A 20,193-nucleotide genomic window follows, 5' to 3' on the forward strand; every position below is an offset into this window, starting at 1 on the left:
ACCCGCTGTCTTGTCTCCCTGCCGAACCCCCCTCCATCGGGGGCGACGCGCGAGAGAGGACGACGGGATGGCACACGTTGTGATCATCGGAGGCGGTTTCGCGGGTGTATGGAGCGCGGCGGGGGCGGCACTGGCACGCGGGGACGCGGACCTGAGTATCACCCTCGTCGCGCCGAACGAGCACCTGGTGCTCCGGCCGCGTTTGTACGAGCCGGAGCCGGACCTGGCCAAGGTGAAGCTTGCCAGGATCCTGGATCCGATCGGCGTCCGGCACCTGCGGTCCCGGGTCGACGCGATCGACACCGCCCGTCGTGTGGTGGTGGCCGCGGGCGAGGAGATCGCCTACGACCGCCTGGTGCTGGCGGCGGGCAGCAAACTCGTCGCGCCACGGGAACTGCCCGGCGCCGAACGGCTTTTCGACATCGACACGCTGGACGGTGCCCGGCGACTCGCCGACCATCTGCGGGACCGTGCGGACTGTTCCGCGGTGGTGGTCGGCGCCGGATTCGTCGGTTTGGAGGCCGCGACCGCACTGGCCGCTCGAGGCCGGGTGTTGCTGGTGGACCGATCGGAGACGGTCGCCGATCAACTCGGCCCCGGCCCGCGCGAGGAGATCGAGGCGGCGTTGGACAAGCTGGGCATCGAACGCCGCCTGGAGACCACGGTCACCGAGGTCGGAGCAGGCCATGCCGTCCTCTCCGACGGCACCCGGGTCGAGGCCGACGCGGTGGTCTGGTGCGCGGGGATGACGGCCAGCGAATTGACCCGGCAGATTTCGGATGAACTCGACGATCTCGGCCGGGTGCCGGTGGACCATCGGCTGCGCGCGCTTCCCGAGGTGTTCGTCGCCGGGGACACGGCAGCGGCAGCGTACGACGCCGAGCACACGGTCATGCAGGCGTGCCAACACGCGACCCCGCTCGGCAAGGTCGCCGGGTACAACGCGGCGGCCGACCTGCTGGACCTGCCCTTGCGCGACTTCACCCCGGGCCCGTACGTCACCTGCCTGGACCTGGGCGGTGCCGGTGCGATCTTCACCCGGGGCTGGGACCGCAAGGTGATGGCTTCGGGCGCGGACGGCGCGGCCATCAAGACACGAATCAACCAGGCCATCCACCCACCGGTCGACGACGCCTCCGCCATCCTCGCCGCCGCCGACCGCGTCTACCTCGAACTCCCCTTCTTCCCTCGCCCGGAGGAGAACGCAGCGTAGATGTATTGCCCACGGAGATTGATGACGGATCGCAGGATGGGTTGATCTTGGACGGGTGAGGGCCTTTCGGGTGCGATGTGGATTGCGGCATGCGCAAGATGCGGTCCGCTTCGACGGCGAAGGATGCTCACCCGACCGCCTCGCCGGGCTGGTGCCGGCACCGCGTGAAGTCCGGCGGCAGCGGGACGCCGGCATAGGTATCGGCCGTTTCGGACGTCGGATGTAGCGAAGCCGCGAAGCCGCCCGATCACGGATGGTGGAATCCACGAACGGGCGGCTTCAACGGAGGGCGCTTCGGGTCGAGGGTGATTGCGAGCGGCTGCGGAGGGCTGTACCGAAGTGCAATCGGCGTCGGACGTCACCGATTGGGAGCGAAACCGGCCGGGTCGAGCCGAATGCGATACGCATCCGAGTCGGCGCCGGGCGGACACCGCATCAGTGCCGACCCTTGGCCGGCCGGTGCCCGGGTTCTGTCTTCCAGACAGCATCCGGAACCGATCCGGCCGGCTCGGCCGAGTCCTCCCGCGTCCCTTCCTCAGCCCGAGCTCAGTGCCTCGGTGGGTGGTAGTCGTGCCGCGCGACCGGCCGGGTAGAGGCCGGCGAGTGCGCCGATCGCCACGGATGCGGCGACGCCGCCCAGGATGGCTGGCCAGGGCAGTACGAGTGGCCATCCCTGGGCGTGGGCGTATCCGCTGGTGACGATCAGGCCGAGCAGTACGCCCGCGACGCCGCCCATGCCGGACAACGTCACCGCCTCGGTCAGGAATTGCAGCCGGATCTGGCCGCGTCCGGCGCCCAGTGCTCGGCGCAGTCCGATTTCCTGGCGGCGTTCGAGGACGGAGATGACCATCGTGTTGGCGACCCCGACCCCGCCCACCAGGAGCGCGACCGCGCCCAGGCCGACGAACAGTCCGGTGAAGGTGTTCTTGGCGGCGAGCTGCGCCTCCAACGCGTCGGAGGGGCGACTGACCTTGACCCCGGCCGGGTCCGCCGGATTGACCGTCGCCGCGAGCACGTTGCGTACGTCGGTCACCGCGTCCTCGGCGGAGCGCTCGTAGATCCGGGTGGGGTGTCCGTCGAAGTCGAGCAGGTCGCGGGCGGCCTGCCAGCCGACCAGCGCGGTGCGGTCCACTTCGGGGGCCAGGGGTATGGGGTCCAGGATGCCGATGACGGTGAACCACCGGTCGCCGATCCACACCTGCCGGTTGGGTCCGTCGACGCCGAGGAGTTCGGCGGCCCGCGAGCCCAGCACGACGGTGGGGTAGCGGGAGGTGGCGGCGTTGAACCACTGCCCCTTGCCGACCCGGCCGCCGATCGTGTCGAGCAGGTCCACGCGGGTCGCGGCGACGGTGATGCCCTTGGTCTCGCGCGGATCGATCCGGTCGGTGCGCCGGACGCTGCGACCGTCCAACTGGGCCGTGGCGCTCGCGGAGGTCACCGGGCCGATCCGGCGCACCATGTCGACCGCGTCCTCGGGCAGTTTCACCTGGCCGCCGAACATCGAGTCGCCGGGTCCCACCGAGAGCATGTTCGTGCCCAGGCTCCGGATCTGGTCCATGAGTCGGGCCTGGCTGGCGGTGCCGATGCCCAGGACCGCGACCATGGCGGCGATGCCGATCGCGATGCCCAGGCCGGACAGGACCGCGCGCATCGGTCGGCCGCGTACTCCGAGCAGGCCGACCCGCACCACGTCGACGGGTCCGAGCCGGGCCGTCCCCGGCAGCGGCACCGGCGTCGGCGTCGGGCGGGGGGCGGTGTCGTGGTCGGGCATCGTCATCCGGGCACCCCCACCGGCAGTTCGCCGGAGACACCGCTGTCGGCGTGGATGCGGCCGTCGAGGATCTCCACCCGGCGGGGCAGCGATCGGGCGATCCCGGGGTCGTGGGTGATCACGACGATGGTGGTGCCGTCCGTGTGCAGTTCGTGCAGCAGTCGCATCACCGTCGCTCCGGAGCGGGAGTCGAGTGCGCCGGTGGGCTCGTCGGCCAGGACCAGTGCGGGTCGGGCGACCAGCGCGCGGGCGATGGCGACGCGTTGGCGTTCGCCGCCGGACAATTCGCGGGGGACGTGGTCGAGTCGGCTGCCCAGGCCGACCCGGGCCAGCGCGTCGGCGGCGCGTTCGCGGCGTTCGCGGACCGGGATGCCGTGGTAGTAGAGGCCGTTGGCCACGTTGTCGACCGCGGTGAAGTGCTCGGTGAGGAAGAACTGCTGGAACACGAAGCCGATCCAGTTGGCCCGCACGCCGGAGAGTTGACGGTCCTTCAGCCGCGCGATGTCGTGCCCGAGGAGGCGCACCACCCCCTCGGTCGGCCGGTCCAGGGTGCCCATCAGTTGCAGCATGGTCGATTTGCCGGACCCGGACGGCCCGACGACCGCGAGGAGTTCACCCGCCCCGACGGTCAGGTTCGCGTCGATCAGCGCGTGCACGCCGCCGGGGTAGGAGCGGCCGACGTGCTCGAGTTCGATCACGGGTACCGGGGCGCCGGGATCGGGCGCCCCCGGTTCGTCGGTGTTGTGCTTCGTTCTGCGATGCCTCCTCATGCCTTCGGCACCCCGACCTTCAGGCCCTCGGTCACGCCGTCGCCGGTCACCTCGACCCGCCCGTTGGCGAACATCCCGAGTTCGACCTTCAGCAGCCGCGTGTTGCCGTCCGGTTCGAGGGCCTCGATGCCGTAGCCGCCCTCGGCGAGCGCGAGCAGCGCGTTGACCGGGACGGTGAGCACGCCCTTCCGCTCCTTGCCGGTGAACCCGACGGTGACCGGCGCACCGTCCAGGGTGCCCGCGTCCTTGGGCTGGTCGAGCGCGATGTCGACCGGGATGGTGGCCTTGTCCCCGCCCGGCGGTGCGCCGCCCTGGGACTGTTCGCCCTCCTTGGCCACGGTGCCGACGCGGGTGACGGTGCCGGTGGCGGTTTTGCCGCCGGGCAGGGTGATCTGGACCTTGGCGTCCTTGCTCGCCAGGGTCTGTTTGTTGACCGGCAGGTTCACGGTGACCCGGCGGCCGGTGCCGCTCGCCTTGAACAGCGGCCCCTGCGAGGTCGCGCCGAGCGAGGCGGTGACCTCGCCGACCCGGACCGAGTCGGGCAATACGACCGCGTCGCCGGGATCGAACCGGCCGGTCTGCCTGTGGCCCATGTCCTTCTGCCACTTCTTCAGCGCGCCGGCGGTCGCGTCGGTGAACTTCTCGTCCACGGTGAACCCGCCGTAGCCCAGGGCCTGGAGGTTCTGCTCCAACTCGCGGACGTCCACCCCCTTTTCGACGCCGACGTACAGCGCCCGCCAGAACGGCGTCTCGCCGTAGAACAGCGGCACCTTCGTCCCGTCCCGCCCGTACACCCGATCCCCGCGCGTCAACGTGTCGCCCACGCCCGGGAGCCAGGTGATGGTGCCGGGACCCGCGTTGTTCCCGGCATCCGGCGGCGTACCCCCCTGACCGGACCCCCCACCCGTACCGGCCCCTCCACCCGAACCCGAGCCCTGGGGCGGATTGCCGCCACCCGGGCCCTGCGACGGAGGCGGAGTGCCGCCACCCTGCGGTCTGTTCCCGCCGTTCGGGGGCGGCGTCTCCTTGTCCGGACCGGGCGCGGCCGCGTTCACGGAGTACGTACCCGCGTACCCGAGCTTGCCGTCCACGTTCTGCCGGTCCACCAGGTCCGCCCGGGTCACCGGGACCGCATCCAGTTTCGTGCGGTTCGTGGAGGCGCCGGAGCCGTCGCCGCCGTCCGAGAGCAGTACGGCCGCCGCGCCGCCCGCCGAGGCGAGCACCAGAGCCGCCGCGATGGCCCGCCGGCGACGGCGACGTCGACGCCCGCGTGGGTGCGCCGTGCCGTCCGGGTCGGCAGGGGCCGACGCGGGTTCCTTGTCGTACTCGTGCTGTGGGGTGTCGATCGAAACCACGAGGCCGCCCCTACTTCTTGTTCGTCAGCGGCGGAACCTTCTTGTTGCACAACTCCATCGCGTTCTTCACCTTGTCGTCGCTCCCGTCGAGGGTGACCATCGCGCCGCCCGCACCGGCGTCGCCCACGTTCACGCCGTTCTCGCGCAGGCAACTCATGTGCTTGGCCTGCCACTCCTTGAACTTGGGGTCGTTGGGATCGAAGTCGCTCTTCGGCTGGAACTTCTCGCACGCCTTCATCGCGTCCTCGGTCTTGGACGACCCCTCGTCCGCGGGCATCGCCCCGATCCGCATCGCGCCGCCCTCACCGGGCTCCGGGTCCGGCATGTCGACGCCGTGCTCACGCATGCAACTCGCGAACTTGACCATCTGGTCGCGGCGTTCGGCGTCGTCACCCTTGCCCGAGCCGGAGCCGCCGCCGCTGCTCTCGGCCTTCGCGCCGCTGCCGCCGCCCGAGGCCACCTTGTTCTTCGCCGAGCCGCCGCCGTCGTCACCGCACCCGGCCGTGCTCAAGGCGAGGCCACTCGCCAGAACCACCCCCACCGCCAACCGCAGCGCCAAGGGTCGTCCCGATCCTGTGCGCCCAAACCTCGTCATCACTGCCGCTCCCACCTGTAGTCCTGCCGTCGGTCGTGAGGCCACCCCTCGTCGACACCGCCGTGACGACGAAGGATGCGGCAACAGCTCTATGCGTCGGGGGGTTTCCAGGCTGTTACTCGAACCGGTTATCCGGAGTAAACGCCAGGTCGCGTATAACCGGTGGGGTCGGGTTGGAAGTCTGCCAATCCGGGCAATTCGCTCTTCGCCCCACGCCTTCCGGCCCGACTCCCCACCCTTCCCCCTGGCCGAAGCGGAGCGACGAGACCTTGCGAGTCCTGGTGACCGAGGACGAGGAACCACCGGCCGATCCGACTGCCCGAGGACCGCTCTGGGCGGCGATCTGCGCGCCGAACTCGGCGACCCCCCAAGTCATCCGAACCTTGCCCGGATCGGGATACCTGACATGAGCAGACGGCGCGTATGCGTGGGAAGGGGCCCGAGAGGATTCCGGACGAGCGGCCCGGTGACAGGCGTACGGCTGCTCTCCCGGGCGCTGTTTCGCCGGCCGTCGGCGCGAGCGCGACTCGCGCTCCTGTACGGCGGCATGTCGCTCGTCGTCGGCACGGTGCTGCTGGGCATCGTGTACTGGTTCGTCGACCAGCGGTTGTCCCGACAACTGCCGATGGCGATGGCCAGGACGTTCGCGGTGGATACGTCGGGCACGTACGACCAGACCGAGAACGTCACCGGCCGGTCCCAACCCGCCGTGCCGCTGCCAGGCGCTGCGAGCCAATTCACGGTGATCCCCGCCGAATCGATCCGTCGGGCCATCGACACAGGCCAGGACGTGACGATGAGTCAACTGCTGACCGTGCTCGGCGCCGCCCTGCTCCTGCTCGCTGCGGCCTCGATCCTGGTCGGCTGGTGGATGTCCGGCCGAGTGCTGCGTCCGGTCCACGGAATCACCGCGACGGCCCGCCGGTTGTCCGAACACAACCTGCACGAGCGGATCGCCATGCCGGGCCCGGACGACGAACTCAAGCAACTCGCCGACACGTTCGACGGAATGCTCGATCGCCTGGAGAAGTCCTTCGACAGCAGGCGCCTGTTCGTCGCCAACGCCTCACACGAGTTGCGTACGCCGCTGACCATCCAACGCACGGCGATCGAGATCGGCCTGGCCGACCCGCACTCCCCGGAAGACATCGTGGCGACGCGCGAACAACTCCTCGCACTGAACCGTCGCACCGAACGCCTGATCGACGGCCTGCTCGACCTCGCCGTGAGCGAACGCGGCAACGTCCAGGCGTCCCCGGTCGCCCTCGACGAACTGACCGCCGACGTCCTGCGCCAGACCCGCCCGGCGGCCGAACGGGCGGGCGTACGAGTCGACGCGAACCTCGCCGGCAGCATGGTCGCCGGCGACCCGCTGCTCCTGCGCCAACTGGTCACCAACCTGGTCGAGAACGCGGTCCGTCACAACCACGCCGGCGGCTTCGTCACGGTCGGCGTCTCGGCCGGCTCCCTCCGCGTCCGCAACACCGGCCCCGTCATCCCCGCCGACCACATCCCCGAACTCTACGAACCCTTCTGCCGCTTCCGCCCCAACCGCACAGGCTCCTCCAAGGGCTCCGGCCTGGGCCTGTCCATAGTCCAAGCCATAGTCCACGCCCACGCAGCCCACATAACCACCACCGCCAACCACCACGGCGGCCTCACCATAGCCGTAGCCCTCCCGAAAACACTCCACCCGACAACGGCCGCGCAGACGGTGTCCGGCCCACGGTAGTCACCGAACACCGGGTGTCGCGGCGTGTGCGAACCCGCACGCCGACTGCGCGAACCGCACACGCCCCTCCGACGCGTGAGCCGATTCGGTCTCCATGAAACGCGCGGCGGTTCGCGCCGCCACCACCCGACGCATCCGAAGGTTGCCCATGGCCATGCCCCTGCTCCTGACCCGCCGCCTTGCGGCCCCCGCCGGCTGTCCACGCTCGCTGCCGGACCACCACTACGATCCCGACTTGTGCGCGAACGTGGTCGCCGACGGCACCCTGCTCGTCCACGCAGCGGACGCGGACCTGGTTGCGGACTACACCTCCACCCAGGAGCCGTCCGGGCTCAAGGCAGACGACTGACGGCCAACCCACCGTCGAGTACGTCGGCATCAACCCCCCACGACCTCCGGGGAGGCGGCATCGCGGATGCGGTGGACGCGGCGGCATCGGTGTTCGCGGCCGGTCACGCCGGCGGGGTCAGCGCCGCCGCTCCGAAAGAGACGTCGAACCGATCGCACCAGATGGAGACGCTCGTGTAGCGGGCCAGGTCGAGGTCGGCGGGCAGGGTGTAGTTCTGGTTGCCCTTGTTGCCCTTGAGCTCACCGAGGTTCACATGGGCGCCGTCGTCGAACACCCGCCAGCCGTCCTTGCCCGACTTGACCGGTGCGTCGGTCAGCCACACCCGCAGGGCCGGTCCGTTGCTGGTGTCGAGATCCTCCAGGCGCAGGATGCGCGAGCCGTCGGCGAGGCGCACGATCCGCGCACTGCCCGATGTGGCGTGTTCGTGGCTGATGAACTCACCGGCGGCGAGCGTACCCGGCTCGGCGGGGGCAGCGGAGGTGACCGGAGTCGAGCCGGCCGATCCGGCTGGGGCCGCCGGCGGCCCCACCTGAAGGGGTGGCGCCGCTGCGACCGGCGGCAGCGCCTCGTCGACCGTGTCGTCCACCCACAACTTCCACGGCTGGAACCAGTACAACCCGAACCCGACGGCGACCGCGCCCGCGACCAAGAGCCCCGACACCCACGGCTTGGCCAATACCCGCAACACCCGCGTCATGGTTGATCCCCCGACGGTCGAACTCCGACAGCGACACCGAACAGTCAAGCGGAGAAACCGACTCCGACGGAGTCCCCCATCTTTCCGAACTCTTACGAAGCCGCGCGGGTCGAACGCGAGGTCCGATTTCCGCCGGCGATGCGGTGTTTTCCTCGGCATGGTGACCTGAGTGCCGGCCGGACTCAGGGCCGACTGCCTCGTGTGTTCAGCACAGTCCGAGCGACCTTCCCGGCCGGCCTTAGCCCGGGGATTCTCGGCCCCGCCGGCGCGCTGAACAACCGAACTCGGCCCCTACTGCCGGAAATGTGCGGACCGTCGTGAATTGGGAGAGTCGTCATCATCGAAAATCCGGGAAGCGGTTGGCCCGTCCCACCGTATTACGTGGCAATTCTCAGCACCGTCCTGTCCGGAGAGGACTCGGAGAATTACACGCGATCCGAGGCGAGGATGCTCGAACTCGCGGAGAAACAGCCGGGCTACCTGGGGCGGGAGTCGGCCCGCACCGCCGACGGTCGCGACGTGACCCTCGTGTACTACGCCGACGAGCAGTCGCTGAAGGCCTGGCGTGACAACGCCGAGCACCGACATGCCCAGCGGCTGGGACGGGAGCGCTGGTACGCCTCCTACGAGGTGCGTATCGCTCGGGTGGAACGCGGTTACCGGTTCGAAGCCCCAGCCCCCGGACGATGAAGACGTCGGTGACGGCGGCCTTGTGGCGGTCTTCGTACCCATCCGGGGCGGTTGCGTGCGCGTAGGGATCGGCCGTGAGGCGGTCCATGGCGCGTTCCACCGTCCTGTGGCGCGTGCGGGTGGAAGCTCGGCGAGGTCGAGGGCGGGTGGCCGCGGAGTCGAGTGGATCGACGACGGTGGGGCGCGGTCGATACGGATGGCGGTATATCCGGCCACTTCGGGTGACACCGTACGGATTTACGCCAAACCTCACCCATATAGTCATACGGCTGCAGAGCGATGGGCGGAGTGCCTAGAGTGAAGGTGCTTGACGCCGTATCGGGTGTTTCGTACTGAGATGCACCCATCGAGCCGGGGGGCTTGCGATGAGGGACAACGGTAGGTCGGCGCGGGGGCCGGAGCCGTTCCGGGGGCCGCCGGCCTGGGTGATCCGGCGTGACGTCGTCAACGCCCTCTCGGCCAGGGCAGACACGGCAGATACGGCAGACACGGACGACACGGACGACACGGACGACTGAGGGCGACAGCCCCGGGCAAGCCATCCGCCCTGTGGACGTTCCCGATCGGCGTCGGGGCCTCGCACCGGAGCCCGCACACCGGGGTCCCGGCTGTCGCCCCGGCAGCGCGGGCACATGCAGACGGGGCCCGCGCCACCCTGACCGCAACTCGCCGAGCGAGAGGTGAAGACATGTACGCCTACCACCTGATCTACGACATCCCCACCACCAATCCCAGGCAGTTCCGGGTCCTGGTCGCCTGGAAGAACGTGTACGGGTCCCGCTTCGGCGGCAACCCGACCCAGCCCACCGTCCTGAACGGGTCGGGGCAACTCGTCATCCCCGGAGGTTCCGTCACCGCCCCCGACGTGATCACCGCGGGCCGGATCGAGTTCTTCGAGGAGACCGGCATCGACCTCAGGCAGGACGTCGTGCGTCAACAGATGAAGACCGTCGGCAACGCCTGGTCGCGCGTGCTGGACCAGCAAAACGGTGCTCACTGCGTCTACCAGGAGGTCCAGGACGTCGAGTTCGTCGAGAGGACCTGCAACACCAACATCCAGGCGCAGGTCCCGCAGGATCAGGAACTCCATTCCGCGCGGGCCTACGACGCCTCCGCCGTCGGCCAACTCTTCGGCGCCGTTCCCCTGGCCGACCTCACCACCGGGTGGCGGGGCACCCAGTACAACAACCTCGACACCAACAACCAGGCAGTGGCCAGGAGGAAGTCCCAAGCCCCGGGAGACTGGTACGTGACGGCGGTCCAGGGCCTGCAATTCGCACCCTAGTGCCGGGTTCCGCCTTGGCGGGTGGGTGGTGGTCGAACAGTCGGGGTCCCGGCCGGCGATGTGAGCGTACGTCGCGGCGTTGAAGAGCGTTTCGCGGTCGGCCGGGTCGGCGGCGACCTGCGCGCGGGCGTGGTCGGCTACGTGATCGGCCGGGACGGGACGTCTACGCGCTTGACGCCGCCGCCGGCGCGGGCCCGGTGTGGTGCCCGGTGCGGATCACGTGTGCGGGTCGGGCGCGGGTCTGTCGGTCGGCGGTTCGGGGGATCCGTTCTCGCTAGCCGGGGGCGCCGAGTGTTCGTAACGCCGCCGCAGGTCGCCCGGGGTGGTGCCGTGCCAGCGGTGGACGGCGCGGCGCAGGGCACGCGCGTCGCTGAAGCGCGCGCGGGCCGCGATCGTTCGCATGGGGACGTCGCTGTCGCGGATGAGGTCCATGGCGAGTTCCTCGCGCACCACTTCCACTTCGTCGCGCCACGTGGTGCCGAGCTCGCCGAGTCGGCGTTGCAGCGTGCGCGGGCTGAGTGCCATCCGCCGGGCGACCGAGGCCAGGGACAGGTCGGGGTCGTGGAAGGTCGCGCGGAGCGTGGTGCGGAAGGTGCCGTGCCAGCCGAGGACCGGCTTGGCCGATGCGATGGTCATGTCCGCGTGGCTGCGCAGGACGTCCTGCAGACCCGGCTGGGTTTGCGGCATCGGGGCGTGCGCGTCCTCGGCGAGGTAGGTGATCGAGTTGACCGGGGCGCCGAACTCGATGTTCCGGGTGCCCAGGAGATCGGTCAGCGGCCCGAGCGTGTTCGGCGGTCCGTGTCGGAAGGTGACGCGCACCGGGACGACGGGACGCCGCAGCCCCTCGGTTGCCCGGCGGCTGATCAACGGCAGGACGAACTGCTCCACGGCGGCGACCACATCGGGTTCGGCGGGGCCGGTGGAGTGCGTCACGGTGAACAGGCGGCCGTCGTCGGTCACGTGCAGCTTCTCCGCGCCCGGATCCCCGATGACCGTGACATAGCCGAGCCGGTGCGAAGCGATTCCGCGAGTGTGTCGCCGGAGGTGAACAGGTAGTCCCACACGCCGAAGGTCCCCATCGGGGCCAGTCGGACGGCGTGCATGCCGGCGTGCACCGCGGGGCGTCCGAGAATGATCTGCTCCCACAGGACGAGTGCGGTGGGTGTGGACACCCGGGCGAACTCGTCGGCCAGGACGATGTCGCCGACGTCGGGTAGTCGTATCAGCCTGGCCGGATTCATCCCTGCCTGGCGCGCGGCGTCGACCATGAAGCGCCCCATGCGGGCGGAGACGGTTCCGTTGAGCACAGTGCCCGAGGCTAGATCACGATCGGTGCCGCGTCGATGGTGGCCGTCTCGTTGGCATGTGCCGTCCCTTCGGTGGCGGGCCGGGTCCCTCGTCCGGTCGGGGTGGCGACCATACGGTCGAAGAGTCACAGAACGAGCTGCGGCGAACCGCGGACGGACCGCAACGGTGCCGCCCGACGGGACGTGCCGCGTATCCTCCCGAGCGAAACGGAACCTGCCGTGAACCACCCCACCACGCATATCGCGAAGCTCCTCGCGCGCTCCGAAAGCCTGCGCGGCGCGTCGCACGACTCGGCGCCGCCGCCGGCCCCGCCCGTCGACACGCACCGCGCGGCCGGCGCGCGGTGAGCCGCTGTGCGAGCGGCCTGGTACGAGCGCCACGGTCCGGCCCGCGATGTCCTGACCCTCGGCGAGTTGCCGACACCGTTTCCCGCACCGGGCGAGGTCCGGGTCCGGGTCGCCGTCTCCGCCGTCCATCGGTGCGACACCCGCAAGCGGCAGGGGACGCCGGAATCGGTCATGCGGTTTCCCCGGGTCGTCCCCCATGACGACGGCGCGGGAGTGATCGACGCGGTGGGACGGGGTGTCGACGCGCGCCGGCTCGGGGAGCGCGTCTGGGTCTACCTCGCGCAGTCCTACCGGCCGTTCGGCACCGCCGCCGAGTACACCGTCGTGCCCGACCCGCAGGCCGTTCCGCTGCCGGCGGGGATCCCGTTCGACCAGGCGGCGGGGTTGGGCAGGCCGGGCATCACGGGTCACCGGGCGATCCTCGGTGACGGGACGGTGACCGGGCAGACGGTCGTGGTCACCGGCGCGCTGGGCTCGGTCGGCCGCAGCTCCCTCGCGGTGGGCCGGCGCGCGGGCGCCACGGTGGTCGCGGCGGTGCGGCAGGGTGCCCATGTCGCCCGGGCGTTGGCTGCGGGGGCGCATCACGCCGTCGACCTGACGTCCGGTCAGGTCGCCCGACGGATCCGCGAGTTGGCGCCCGACGGGGTCCACCGCGTCGCCGATTGCGCGTTCACCGACAACCTCGCGACCTGGTTGGAGACGCTCGCGTACGGCGCGACCATCGCGACCTATGCGAACGGCCGCAGCGCGGCCCCGGTGCCGTTCCAGTCGCTCGCGGTCAAGAACGTCACCGTGCACTTCCTGGGCAACGACGACTTCCCGGACCACGCCAACCACGCCGCCGCGGTGGAGCTCACCGCCGCGCTGTGCGCGGGCGACCTGTGCTTCCCCGACGTCCGGCGCTTCGCCCTCGACGACATCGTCCAGGCCCACGAGACCGCCGAACACCCCGCGACCCGAGGCCGCGTCGTCGTCACACCGTAGGCGCCCCAACACGGGAACAGATTTCCCATACTAATGGATAGAGTCTATGCTGAGCATTAGATAGGCTCTTTCCGATCGCCTCCATCCATCACCATCCGAGGAGCAAGGACGAGATGAGCACCATCAAGGCACTGCAGACCGGCCACGTCGGCCTCAACGTCACCGACCTCGACCGTTCCGTGTCGTTCTACAAAGCCGTGTTCGGGTTCGACGTCGCGGCCGAGGGCAAGGAGGCCGACCGCCGGTTCGCCTTCCTGGCCCGCGACGGGAAGCTGCTGGTCACCCTGTGGCAGCAGAGCGAGGGGGCGTTCCCGGCCGACCGGGCCGGCCTGCATCACCTGTCGTTCCAGGTCGAGACCATCGACGAGGTGAAGGCCGTCGAGCAGATCCTGCGCGGCCTCGACGCGCGGTTCGCGTACGACGGCGTGGTACCGCACGGCGAGAACGGCACGTCGGGCGGCATCTTCTTCACCGACCCGGACGGCATTCGTCTGGAGATCTACGCCCCGACCGGCGCCGACCCGGCCGACGCGCCCACCGAGGGTGCGCCCACCTGCGGCTTCTTCTAAACCCGCGCGGCGGTCGCGCCGCAACAGCCAACCGCAACACCGATTCGGGAGGAACGCCGTGGCAACCCACTACGAACCCGGGGAGATCGCCGTCCAAGAGCGCGCCGGCCTGACCCGTCAGGCATCACACGCGCTGGCCGGAATCGGCGACACGATCCCACCGGTCGCCGCGGCGTTCCTCGCCGACCAACCCGTGATCATCGTCGGCGGCACGGACCGCGAGGGCCGCGTCTGGGCTACGCAACTGACCGGCGCCCCGGGATTCCTGCGGGTTCCCCACCCGGGCACCCTGGTCGTCGACGCGCTGCCGATCCCCGAGGACCCGCTGGCCGAACTGCTCTCCGGCCCGGCCCGGGTCGGCATGATCGCCATCGAGCCCGCGACCCGCCGCCGCATGCGGGTCAACGGGCACTCCACCCCGGTGGACGGCGGGCTGCGGGTCGACTTGGACCAGGTCATCGCCAACTGCCCCAAATACATCCAAAGGCGCGACGCCCGAGTCGTCGACACCCCCGGCGGCGCGACACGCTCGCGTGCGGTCCGCCGGGGCACCGCGCTCACCACCGCGCAGCAGGACATCGTCCGCGCCACCGACACCTTCTTCGTCGCCACGACCGACGGGTCCGGCAACGCGGACGCCTCGCACCGCGGCGGAAATCCGGGCTTCGTCCAAGTACTCTCGCCGACCCTGCTGCGCTGGCCCGACTACCTCGGCAACGCCATGTTCCTCACGCTCGGCAACCTCGAATACCATCCGGCCGCCGGCCTGTTCGTCCCCGGCTGGGACAACGGTTCGTCGCTGCACCTGTCCGGTACGGCGCGCACCGTCTGGGACACGGACGAGATCGCCGCCGTCCCGGGCGCCCAGCGCCTCGTGGAGTTCACCGTGCACGACGTGGTCGAGATCGCCGACGCCGTGCGGTTGCGCTGGAGCGCCCCGGAGTACTCGCGTTTCAACCCTCCTGTCGCCTGACCCTGTAAGGGAGTTCGCCCATGCGTATCACCGTGGACATGACGGTGTGCGAGAGCCATGGCCAATGCGTCTTCGCCGCACCGGACGTGTTCGCCTTCGACGACGACGACTACCTCGTCCACGACGCGGAACCCCCCGCCGCCCTGGCCGAGCACGTACGCACAGCCGCCTCGATGTGCCCGGTCCGCGCCATCACCATCGCCGAGGACAGCGCATGAGGCGCATCGTGATCGTGGGCGCGTCACTGGCGGGCCTGCGCGCCGCACAGGCGCTGCGCGCCGAAGGGTTTCGCGGCACCCTGACCCTTGTCGGCGCCGAGCCCCATCTCCCGTACGACCGACCGCCGTTGTCCAAGCGTCAGCTGACGGATGCGGCACGGCCCGAGGACGGCGACCTGCCGATCCCGCCCGACCTCGACGCGACCTGGCTGCTCGGCACCCCGGCCGAGGCCCTCGATCCGGCGAGCCGCACGGTCCGACTGGCCGACGGCCGCGAACTCGACTACGACGGACTGGTCATCGCCACCGGCGCCGCCGCTCGGACCCATCCGGCCGGCCACGTCCCCGACGGGGTCCGCACCCTGCGCGGGCGCGACGACGCGGCGGCACTGCGGACCGAACTGCGTGCGGGCCGGCGGATCACCGTGGTCGGCGGCGGCTTCCTGGGCAGCGAGCTCGCGGTGGCCGCCCGTAGCCGCGGGCTCGACGTCACCCTGGTGGTGTCGACCGCCCAGCCGTTGGCCCGCCTGGTGGGGGAGCGGGTCGGCGCCTACGTCGCCGAGCTGCACCGAGGCGCCGGAATCGCCCTGGTCACCCATCGGACCGCGCTGGGCTTCACCGGGAATCCCGCCCTGAGCCAGGTCGTCCTCTCGGGCGGCGACACCATCGACGCCGACCTCGCCGTCCTCGCCCTGGGCGCCGATCCCAACACCGGATGGCTTTCCGGATCGGGCCTGCTGGTGGCCGGGGGCGTGGCGTGCGATCCGTGCCTGCGGGTGCTGCACGAAAACGGTGCGCCGCTGCCGAACGTGGTCGCGGCGGGCGATGTCGCCATGTGGCCGCACCCGCTCGCCGACGGCGCGTCGATCGCGCTCGGCCACTGGAGCAACGCCGCCGAACAAGCCGCGGCCGCCGCGCGCACCCTGTTCCACCGCGACGAGGCCCGGCCGTTCACCGCGGTGCCGTCCTTCTGGTCCGACCTGCACGGGTCCACGCTGCGCGCCGTCGGCCTGCCGGCTTACGCCGACGAGCACCGAGTCACCCGGTACGACCTCCTCGGCCGCAGGCTGGAGGTCACGTACCACCGCGCGGGGCGCCTCGTCGGCGCGGTGACGGTGGGCCGCCCCGGCCGACTCGCCGCGTACCGCCGCATCCTGACCGAAGAACTGCTCCAGGCAGCCTGAGCACGAGCCCCTCCCGGCCGGCCGGCGCTCTCGGCACAGGCATACCGCCACGCTCCTGTTGCGCCGGTGTCGCGCCGAGCCCGGTGGGCCGGCCGGTGTGAGCGCGGGGAAGGGTTGCTCCGGGAGACGGCCGGGGGAGAGGCTCGCGCCGTTCGCGCTCTCCGCGAGGGCTTGAAGCCTCTCCATGAGCACGTCGCCGACGCCGACCGGTAATGGCTGATCCTGCGGCGCGGACGGCTTGGCGGCCGCGAACGCCGGGGTGGCGTCAGCGCGGACAAGCCCCTATGCCCCCGCAGCCGTCGTCGACCGCCGTCGTCGTGTCGCGGAGCGCGGCGTCCACTCGTGAGGCCGCTCGGGCGCCGGCAAGACCTGGGTTACGGACACCTGGTACGCATCGACGACGGCCCACCCCGCCTCCCTTCTGCGCTGCGGGCGCGCGCCGCACGCCTCCGAATCCACGATCGGTGGCGCACGTCACACGGCGGCGCTGTCACAGGCACCGGAACGGCGGTGTCTCAAGGGCAGCAAGGCGCGGGCGAAGGATCCACATCGCGCGCGACACACGAGTGAGGACGACGTCATGTCCCGAGAGCGCGGGAGACGGGAAAGGTAGACCTCGCATGAGTGCCGAAAAATCGACGATCACGGTCGGCAAGAACGGCGAAGCCGCCCACAGTTCCATTCCGGACAACAGGGCCGTACGCGCCGCCGATGCCCTCGACGCGAGACTGGGTCTGTACCGCGGCGGCGGCAAGTACATCCGAAAAGTCTTCCCGGACCACTGGTCCTTCATGCTGGGGGAGGTCGCGCTCTACAGCTTCATCACGTTGCTGTTGTCCGGCGTGTTCCTGACGCTCTTCTTCCAGCCGAGCGCGCAGGAGGTCGTCTACGACGGCTCCTACGTGCCGTTGCAGGGCGTGCACATGTCGCAGGCGTACGCCTCGACCCTGGACATCAGCTTCGACGTCCGCGGCGGCCTGATGATCCGTCAGATCCATCACTGGGCCGCGCTGGTCTTCATCGCGGCGTTGTTCGTGCACATGTTCCGGCACTTCTTCACCGGTTCGTTCCGTAAACCGCGCGACGTCAACTGGCTGTTCGGCTTCCTTCTGCTGGTGCTGGCGATGCTCAACGGCTTCGCCGGCTACTCGCTGCCGGACGATCTGCTCTCCGGTACGGGACTGCGCGTCGCGGACGGCGTCGTCCTGGCGATCCCCGTGGTCGGCACCTACCTGCAGTTCTTCCTCTTCGGCGGTGAGTTCCCCGGCGACGACGCCATCCCACGGCTGTTCACGCTGCACGTGCTGCTGGTGCCCGCCCTCATGGTGGCGTTGGTGACCATCCACCTCATCCTGGTCTTCTACCACAAGCACACGCAGTTCCCCGGCCCCGGGCGTACCGAAGGCAACGTCGTGGGCCAGCCGTTCATGCCGGTCTACGCCGCCAAGGCGGGCGGCTTCTTCTTCCTCGTCTTCGGCGTCATGGCGCTGCTCGGTGGCCTGGTCCAGATCAACCCCATCTGGTCGTACGGGCCGTACAACCCGGGGCAGATCACCGCGGGATCCCAACCCGACTGGTACATCGGGTTCCTCGAGGGAGCCCTGCGCATCATGCCGAACTGGGAATGGACCGCGTGGGGCCACACGATCAGCTTCAATATCCTGGTTCCCGCCGTCATCGTCCCCGGCGTGCTTTTCGTTCTCCTGGGCGCGTACCCGTGGATCGAAGCGTGGATCACCGGGGACAAGCGTGAACACCATCTGCTGGATCGGCCGCGGAACATGCCGGTCCGTACCGGGCTCGGCGCCGCCTGGATCGCCGCCTACGGCGTGCTGTGGGTGTGCGGCAGCAACGACATCATCGCCACCCACTTCCATCTGTCGATCAACACGATCACCTGGACGGGACGGGTCGCCTTCCTCGTCGCGCCGGTGCTCACGTACAACGTCACCGTTCGCTGGTGCAAGGGCCTGCAACGCCGCGACCGCGACAAGGTTCTGCACGGACGCGAGACCGGTGTCATCAAGAAGCTCCCGCACGGCGAGTACATCGAGATCCACGAGCCGCTGGACGCCGCAGCGCGACACGTCCTCACCGCCCACGAACAGTACGATCCCATCGAACTCGATCCGCCCGCGGACGAGAACGGCGTGATCCGCCGGGCGAAACCGACCCGGCGGCTGCGCGCGCGCCTGTCCCACTGGTACTTCGCGGATCAGATCCGCAAACCATCGGCCGCGCAGGGTTTGGCCGGAGCCACCGCGCCACACGGCCACGGAGAGATTTCCACCGAGCACAGGTCTGGGGCCGACCGGTGACCCCGGAACCGGGAGAAACCCGCGTGCGCCCGACACCACAGCTCGCCCATCCAGGCGACGATGCCCCCGCCCACCGTCCGAGCACCGACCTGCTGCTGATCCGGGCCGTGCACGACGCCCTGCGCCGAGACCTGCACCGTCTCGTCATCCGGTCGCTCACGTGCCTTCCGGTGGCCTCGCCGGGCTGGAGCCGGTTCCGGCGCCACCTGACCACCACTCTCGACGCCGATGCCGCCGTGCTCTGGCCTGTTCTTCGCAGGCGGCACCTTCCCGGCCCCCACCACGAGTTCGTTGCCGCCGAAATGCAGCGCCGGCGTCGCCGCATCACCCTGCTCGCGGCGACCGTCGACGACTGCCTGACCGGTCGTGGGCCGGCGAGCCGCACGGCCGAATACATGGCCGACCTGGATACCGCACTGACGGGATACCTCGACTATGAGCAGGCAGTCGTCCTGCCGCTCGCCGCGAACGTCATCACCGCAGGCGAGTGGGCGGACCTGGACGCCGCCCAACGCCACCCCCTCGGAGTCACCAGCGGAGTGGCGCTGTGCGCCTGGCTCATCGACGACATGCCCCCCGACCGACAGCAGGCAATCCGCGCGTTGTTCCCTCCCGTCGTCCGGCTGGCTCACCGGTGGATCGGAGACCGTCACAGGCGCCGCACTCGCCGGGCAGGACTTCGTTACGCGTTGTCCGATGTGTCCGACGGGAGCATGTTGTAGGCGCGGACTCGCGGCGGGTTCGGGGCCTGCGGGCGGGGGCGGAGTTCGTGGCGGGTGCGGGGGCGAGGGCCGGCGGTGATCGGGATCAGAAGGTCGCCTCGCCTCCGAGATCATCTGTGCTCCGCAGGTGAGCGACCGGGGCGCGGTGACGGGCCCGCTGGGTCCGGCGTTCCTCGGCCTCGGCGAGCACCGTGGCCCTGGCCTCCTCCCCGGCGTCGAACGGTGCGGGGGAGAAGCGGCCGCCGCAGGCCCGGACGTGCCGTGCCCAGTCGTCCTGCCAGAACTCCACCGACCAGCCCGGCCACAGCTTCGGTACCTCGTATGCCTGCGGGCAGGAGGAGAGGGACCACCAGCCCATGCGGCGGCGTTCCGGGTCCAGGTGGATGCCGGAGCTCACGTGCAGGTGACACACTCCGTGCTCGGGAGCGTCCGCCAGGCGGTCGAACAGGGAAGTGCCCTCGCGGACGGGGTGGTCGAAGACGCCGGAGGCGACGTGGCAGTGGTCGGTGCCGACCGTGACCACCACATCGCCCGGGTCCGGCCAGGCCAGGTCCTCGTCCTCGGGGGCGAGGAACGGGGCCACGGAGAGGGCGGATTCGCGGCAGCGGACGTACTCCGGATCCAGCCCGACGTACCCGCGCAGTTCGGCCGGGCCGTCGTACAGCCAACGGACCTCCCAGCCCTGCCACGTCGCCCGGACCAGCTCGAAGGTGGCCGCGCGATGCCGGAGTTCGGTGCTCGGTCCGTCCCAGGCGAAGAACAGCAGCACCTTCCGGCCGAGGCCGAGCAGTACCCCGCCCTGGGCCATGGTGTCGTCCAACCACCATTCGTCCCGGCGGAGTTCGGGGAGCATGGCGAGCACGGCAGCCGGCCCGTCCAGCAGGTCGAGGTCGATCCCGACGGCCCAGCCGGTCCGGTGCAGCTCGTGCGTGCCGTTCTCGCGGACCACGATGACGTTGGCTCTGTCTCCCATCCGGACAGGATGGACGGAACCACTGACTGCCGACCACCCGAATTTTCGGGCGGCTGAGGGATGCGGCCGTCCACGGGGCGGATTCGTGCCGTCTCCAGGGGTGAGTCGACTCGGGTGCCACGCGTCGGGCCGGGGCGACG

At 70.3% G+C, this 20,193-nt stretch carries 21 protein-coding genes; 13 read left to right on the top strand and 8 right to left on the bottom strand.

Translation table 11 applies throughout. The annotated features are described in order from the left end of the window. The first annotated feature begins 67 nt into the window (after positions 1-67). Positions 68-1,213 carry an FAD-dependent oxidoreductase gene (locus tag OG948_RS54105; RefSeq protein ID WP_331772446.1) on the top strand — a complete coding sequence of 382 codons (1,146 nt, stop codon included), beginning with the start codon at positions 68-70 and terminating at the stop codon, positions 1,211-1,213. Positions 1,214-1,748: 535 nt separating this feature from the next. Here the strand turns inward: OG948_RS54105 and OG948_RS54110 are convergent. The 4 genes from OG948_RS54110 to OG948_RS54125 are packed head-to-tail and all read right to left on the bottom strand — an operon-like array spanning position 1,749 to position 5,668. Then, positions 1,749-2,984, bottom strand: a complete 1,236-nt coding sequence (locus tag OG948_RS54110) for an ABC transporter permease (protein WP_331773608.1) — start codon at positions 2,982-2,984, stop codon at positions 1,749-1,751. A 2-nt stretch (positions 2,985-2,986) separates the two neighbouring features. Continuing rightward, a complete protein-coding gene (locus OG948_RS54115; protein ID WP_331772447.1) occupies positions 2,987-3,754 on the bottom strand; it encodes an ABC transporter ATP-binding protein in 768 nt (255 codons plus the stop codon). After that, positions 3,751-5,109, bottom strand: a complete 1,359-nt coding sequence (locus OG948_RS54120; protein ID WP_331772448.1) for a peptidoglycan-binding protein — start codon at positions 5,107-5,109, stop codon at positions 3,751-3,753. The genes OG948_RS54115 and OG948_RS54120 overlap by 4 nt, the downstream gene beginning before the upstream one ends. Before the next feature lie 10 nt (positions 5,110-5,119). Next, positions 5,120-5,668, bottom strand: coding sequence for a hypothetical protein (locus OG948_RS54125; RefSeq protein WP_331772449.1), 549 nt, complete (start codon positions 5,666-5,668; stop codon positions 5,120-5,122). Positions 5,669-6,170: 502 nt separating this feature from the next. On the opposite strand from OG948_RS54125, the gene OG948_RS54130 reads away from it, so the two are divergent. Further along, the gene (locus OG948_RS54130) at positions 6,171-7,436 is read left to right on the top strand and encodes an ATP-binding protein (protein WP_331772450.1); all 1,266 of its coding nucleotides are present in this window, start codon (positions 6,171-6,173) and stop codon (positions 7,434-7,436) included. A 148-nt stretch (positions 7,437-7,584) separates the two neighbouring features. Continuing rightward, positions 7,585-7,785 carry a hypothetical protein gene (locus tag OG948_RS54135; RefSeq protein WP_331772451.1) on the top strand — a complete coding sequence of 67 codons (201 nt, stop codon included), beginning with the start codon at positions 7,585-7,587 and terminating at the stop codon, positions 7,783-7,785. 103 nt (positions 7,786-7,888) lie between these two features. On the opposite strand, the gene OG948_RS54140 is transcribed toward OG948_RS54135, so the two are convergent. Continuing rightward, the gene (locus tag OG948_RS54140) at positions 7,889-8,482 is read right to left on the bottom strand and encodes a DM13 domain-containing protein (protein WP_331772452.1); all 594 of its coding nucleotides are present in this window, start codon (positions 8,480-8,482) and stop codon (positions 7,889-7,891) included. Positions 8,483-8,863: 381 nt separating this feature from the next. Here OG948_RS54140 and OG948_RS54145 point away from each other — a divergent pair, with 381 nt between their 5' ends. After that, the gene (locus OG948_RS54145; protein WP_331772453.1) at positions 8,864-9,172 is read left to right on the top strand and encodes an antibiotic biosynthesis monooxygenase; all 309 of its coding nucleotides are present in this window, start codon (positions 8,864-8,866) and stop codon (positions 9,170-9,172) included. Between the two features lie 688 nt (positions 9,173-9,860). Further along, positions 9,861-10,457 carry a hypothetical protein gene (locus OG948_RS54150; protein WP_331772454.1) on the top strand — a complete coding sequence of 199 codons (597 nt, stop codon included), beginning with the start codon at positions 9,861-9,863 and terminating at the stop codon, positions 10,455-10,457. 216 nt (positions 10,458-10,673) lie between these two features. Here OG948_RS54150 and OG948_RS54155 read toward each other — a convergent pair whose 3' ends face one another. Then, complete coding sequence (locus OG948_RS54155; protein ID WP_331772455.1) at positions 10,674-11,417, bottom strand: helix-turn-helix domain-containing protein; 744 nt, start codon at positions 11,415-11,417, stop codon at positions 10,674-10,676. Continuing rightward, positions 11,414-11,764, bottom strand: a complete 351-nt coding sequence (locus OG948_RS54160) for a hypothetical protein (RefSeq protein WP_406300756.1) — start codon at positions 11,762-11,764, stop codon at positions 11,414-11,416. The genes OG948_RS54155 and OG948_RS54160 overlap by 4 nt, the downstream gene beginning before the upstream one ends. A gap of 219 nt (positions 11,765-11,983) precedes the next feature. Here OG948_RS54160 and OG948_RS54165 point away from each other — a divergent pair, with 219 nt between their 5' ends. From OG948_RS54165 to OG948_RS54200, 8 genes are all read left to right on the top strand, one after another. After that, complete coding sequence (locus OG948_RS54165) at positions 11,984-12,112, top strand: hypothetical protein (RefSeq protein WP_331772457.1); 129 nt, start codon at positions 11,984-11,986, stop codon at positions 12,110-12,112. A gap of 6 nt (positions 12,113-12,118) precedes the next feature. After that, positions 12,119-13,096 carry a zinc-binding dehydrogenase gene (locus OG948_RS54170; protein WP_331772458.1) on the top strand — a complete coding sequence of 326 codons (978 nt, stop codon included), beginning with the start codon at positions 12,119-12,121 and terminating at the stop codon, positions 13,094-13,096. Between the two features lie 113 nt (positions 13,097-13,209). Next, a complete protein-coding gene (locus tag OG948_RS54175; RefSeq protein WP_331772459.1) occupies positions 13,210-13,665 on the top strand; it encodes a VOC family protein in 456 nt (151 codons plus the stop codon). A 58-nt stretch (positions 13,666-13,723) separates the two neighbouring features. Further along, positions 13,724-14,638 carry a pyridoxamine 5'-phosphate oxidase family protein gene (locus tag OG948_RS54180; protein WP_331772460.1) on the top strand — a complete coding sequence of 305 codons (915 nt, stop codon included), beginning with the start codon at positions 13,724-13,726 and terminating at the stop codon, positions 14,636-14,638. A 20-nt stretch (positions 14,639-14,658) separates the two neighbouring features. Then, complete coding sequence (locus tag OG948_RS54185) at positions 14,659-14,856, top strand: ferredoxin (protein WP_331772461.1); 198 nt, start codon at positions 14,659-14,661, stop codon at positions 14,854-14,856. Then, positions 14,853-16,040 carry an FAD-dependent oxidoreductase gene (locus tag OG948_RS54190; RefSeq protein WP_331772462.1) on the top strand — a complete coding sequence of 396 codons (1,188 nt, stop codon included), beginning with the start codon at positions 14,853-14,855 and terminating at the stop codon, positions 16,038-16,040. Before OG948_RS54185 ends, OG948_RS54190 begins: the two co-directional genes overlap by 4 nt. A 620-nt stretch (positions 16,041-16,660) precedes the next feature. Next, positions 16,661-18,358, top strand: coding sequence for a cytochrome bc complex cytochrome b subunit (locus OG948_RS54195; RefSeq protein WP_331772463.1), 1,698 nt, complete (start codon positions 16,661-16,663; stop codon positions 18,356-18,358). A gap of 23 nt (positions 18,359-18,381) precedes the next feature. Next, positions 18,382-19,080 (top strand): hypothetical protein, encoded by a 699-nt coding sequence (locus OG948_RS54200; RefSeq protein ID WP_331772464.1) that lies wholly within the window; start codon positions 18,382-18,384, stop codon positions 19,078-19,080. An 85-nt stretch (positions 19,081-19,165) separates the two neighbouring features. Here the strand turns inward: OG948_RS54200 and OG948_RS54205 are convergent, their stop codons facing one another. Next, a complete protein-coding gene (locus tag OG948_RS54205) occupies positions 19,166-20,053 on the bottom strand; it encodes a hypothetical protein (protein WP_331772465.1) in 888 nt (295 codons plus the stop codon). Positions 20,054-20,193: the final 140 nt, after the last annotated feature.

Origin of the sequence: Embleya sp. NBC_00888 (assembly GCF_045207655.1) — a bacterium.
GTDB lineage: Bacteria > Actinomycetota > Actinomycetes > Streptomycetales > Streptomycetaceae > Embleya.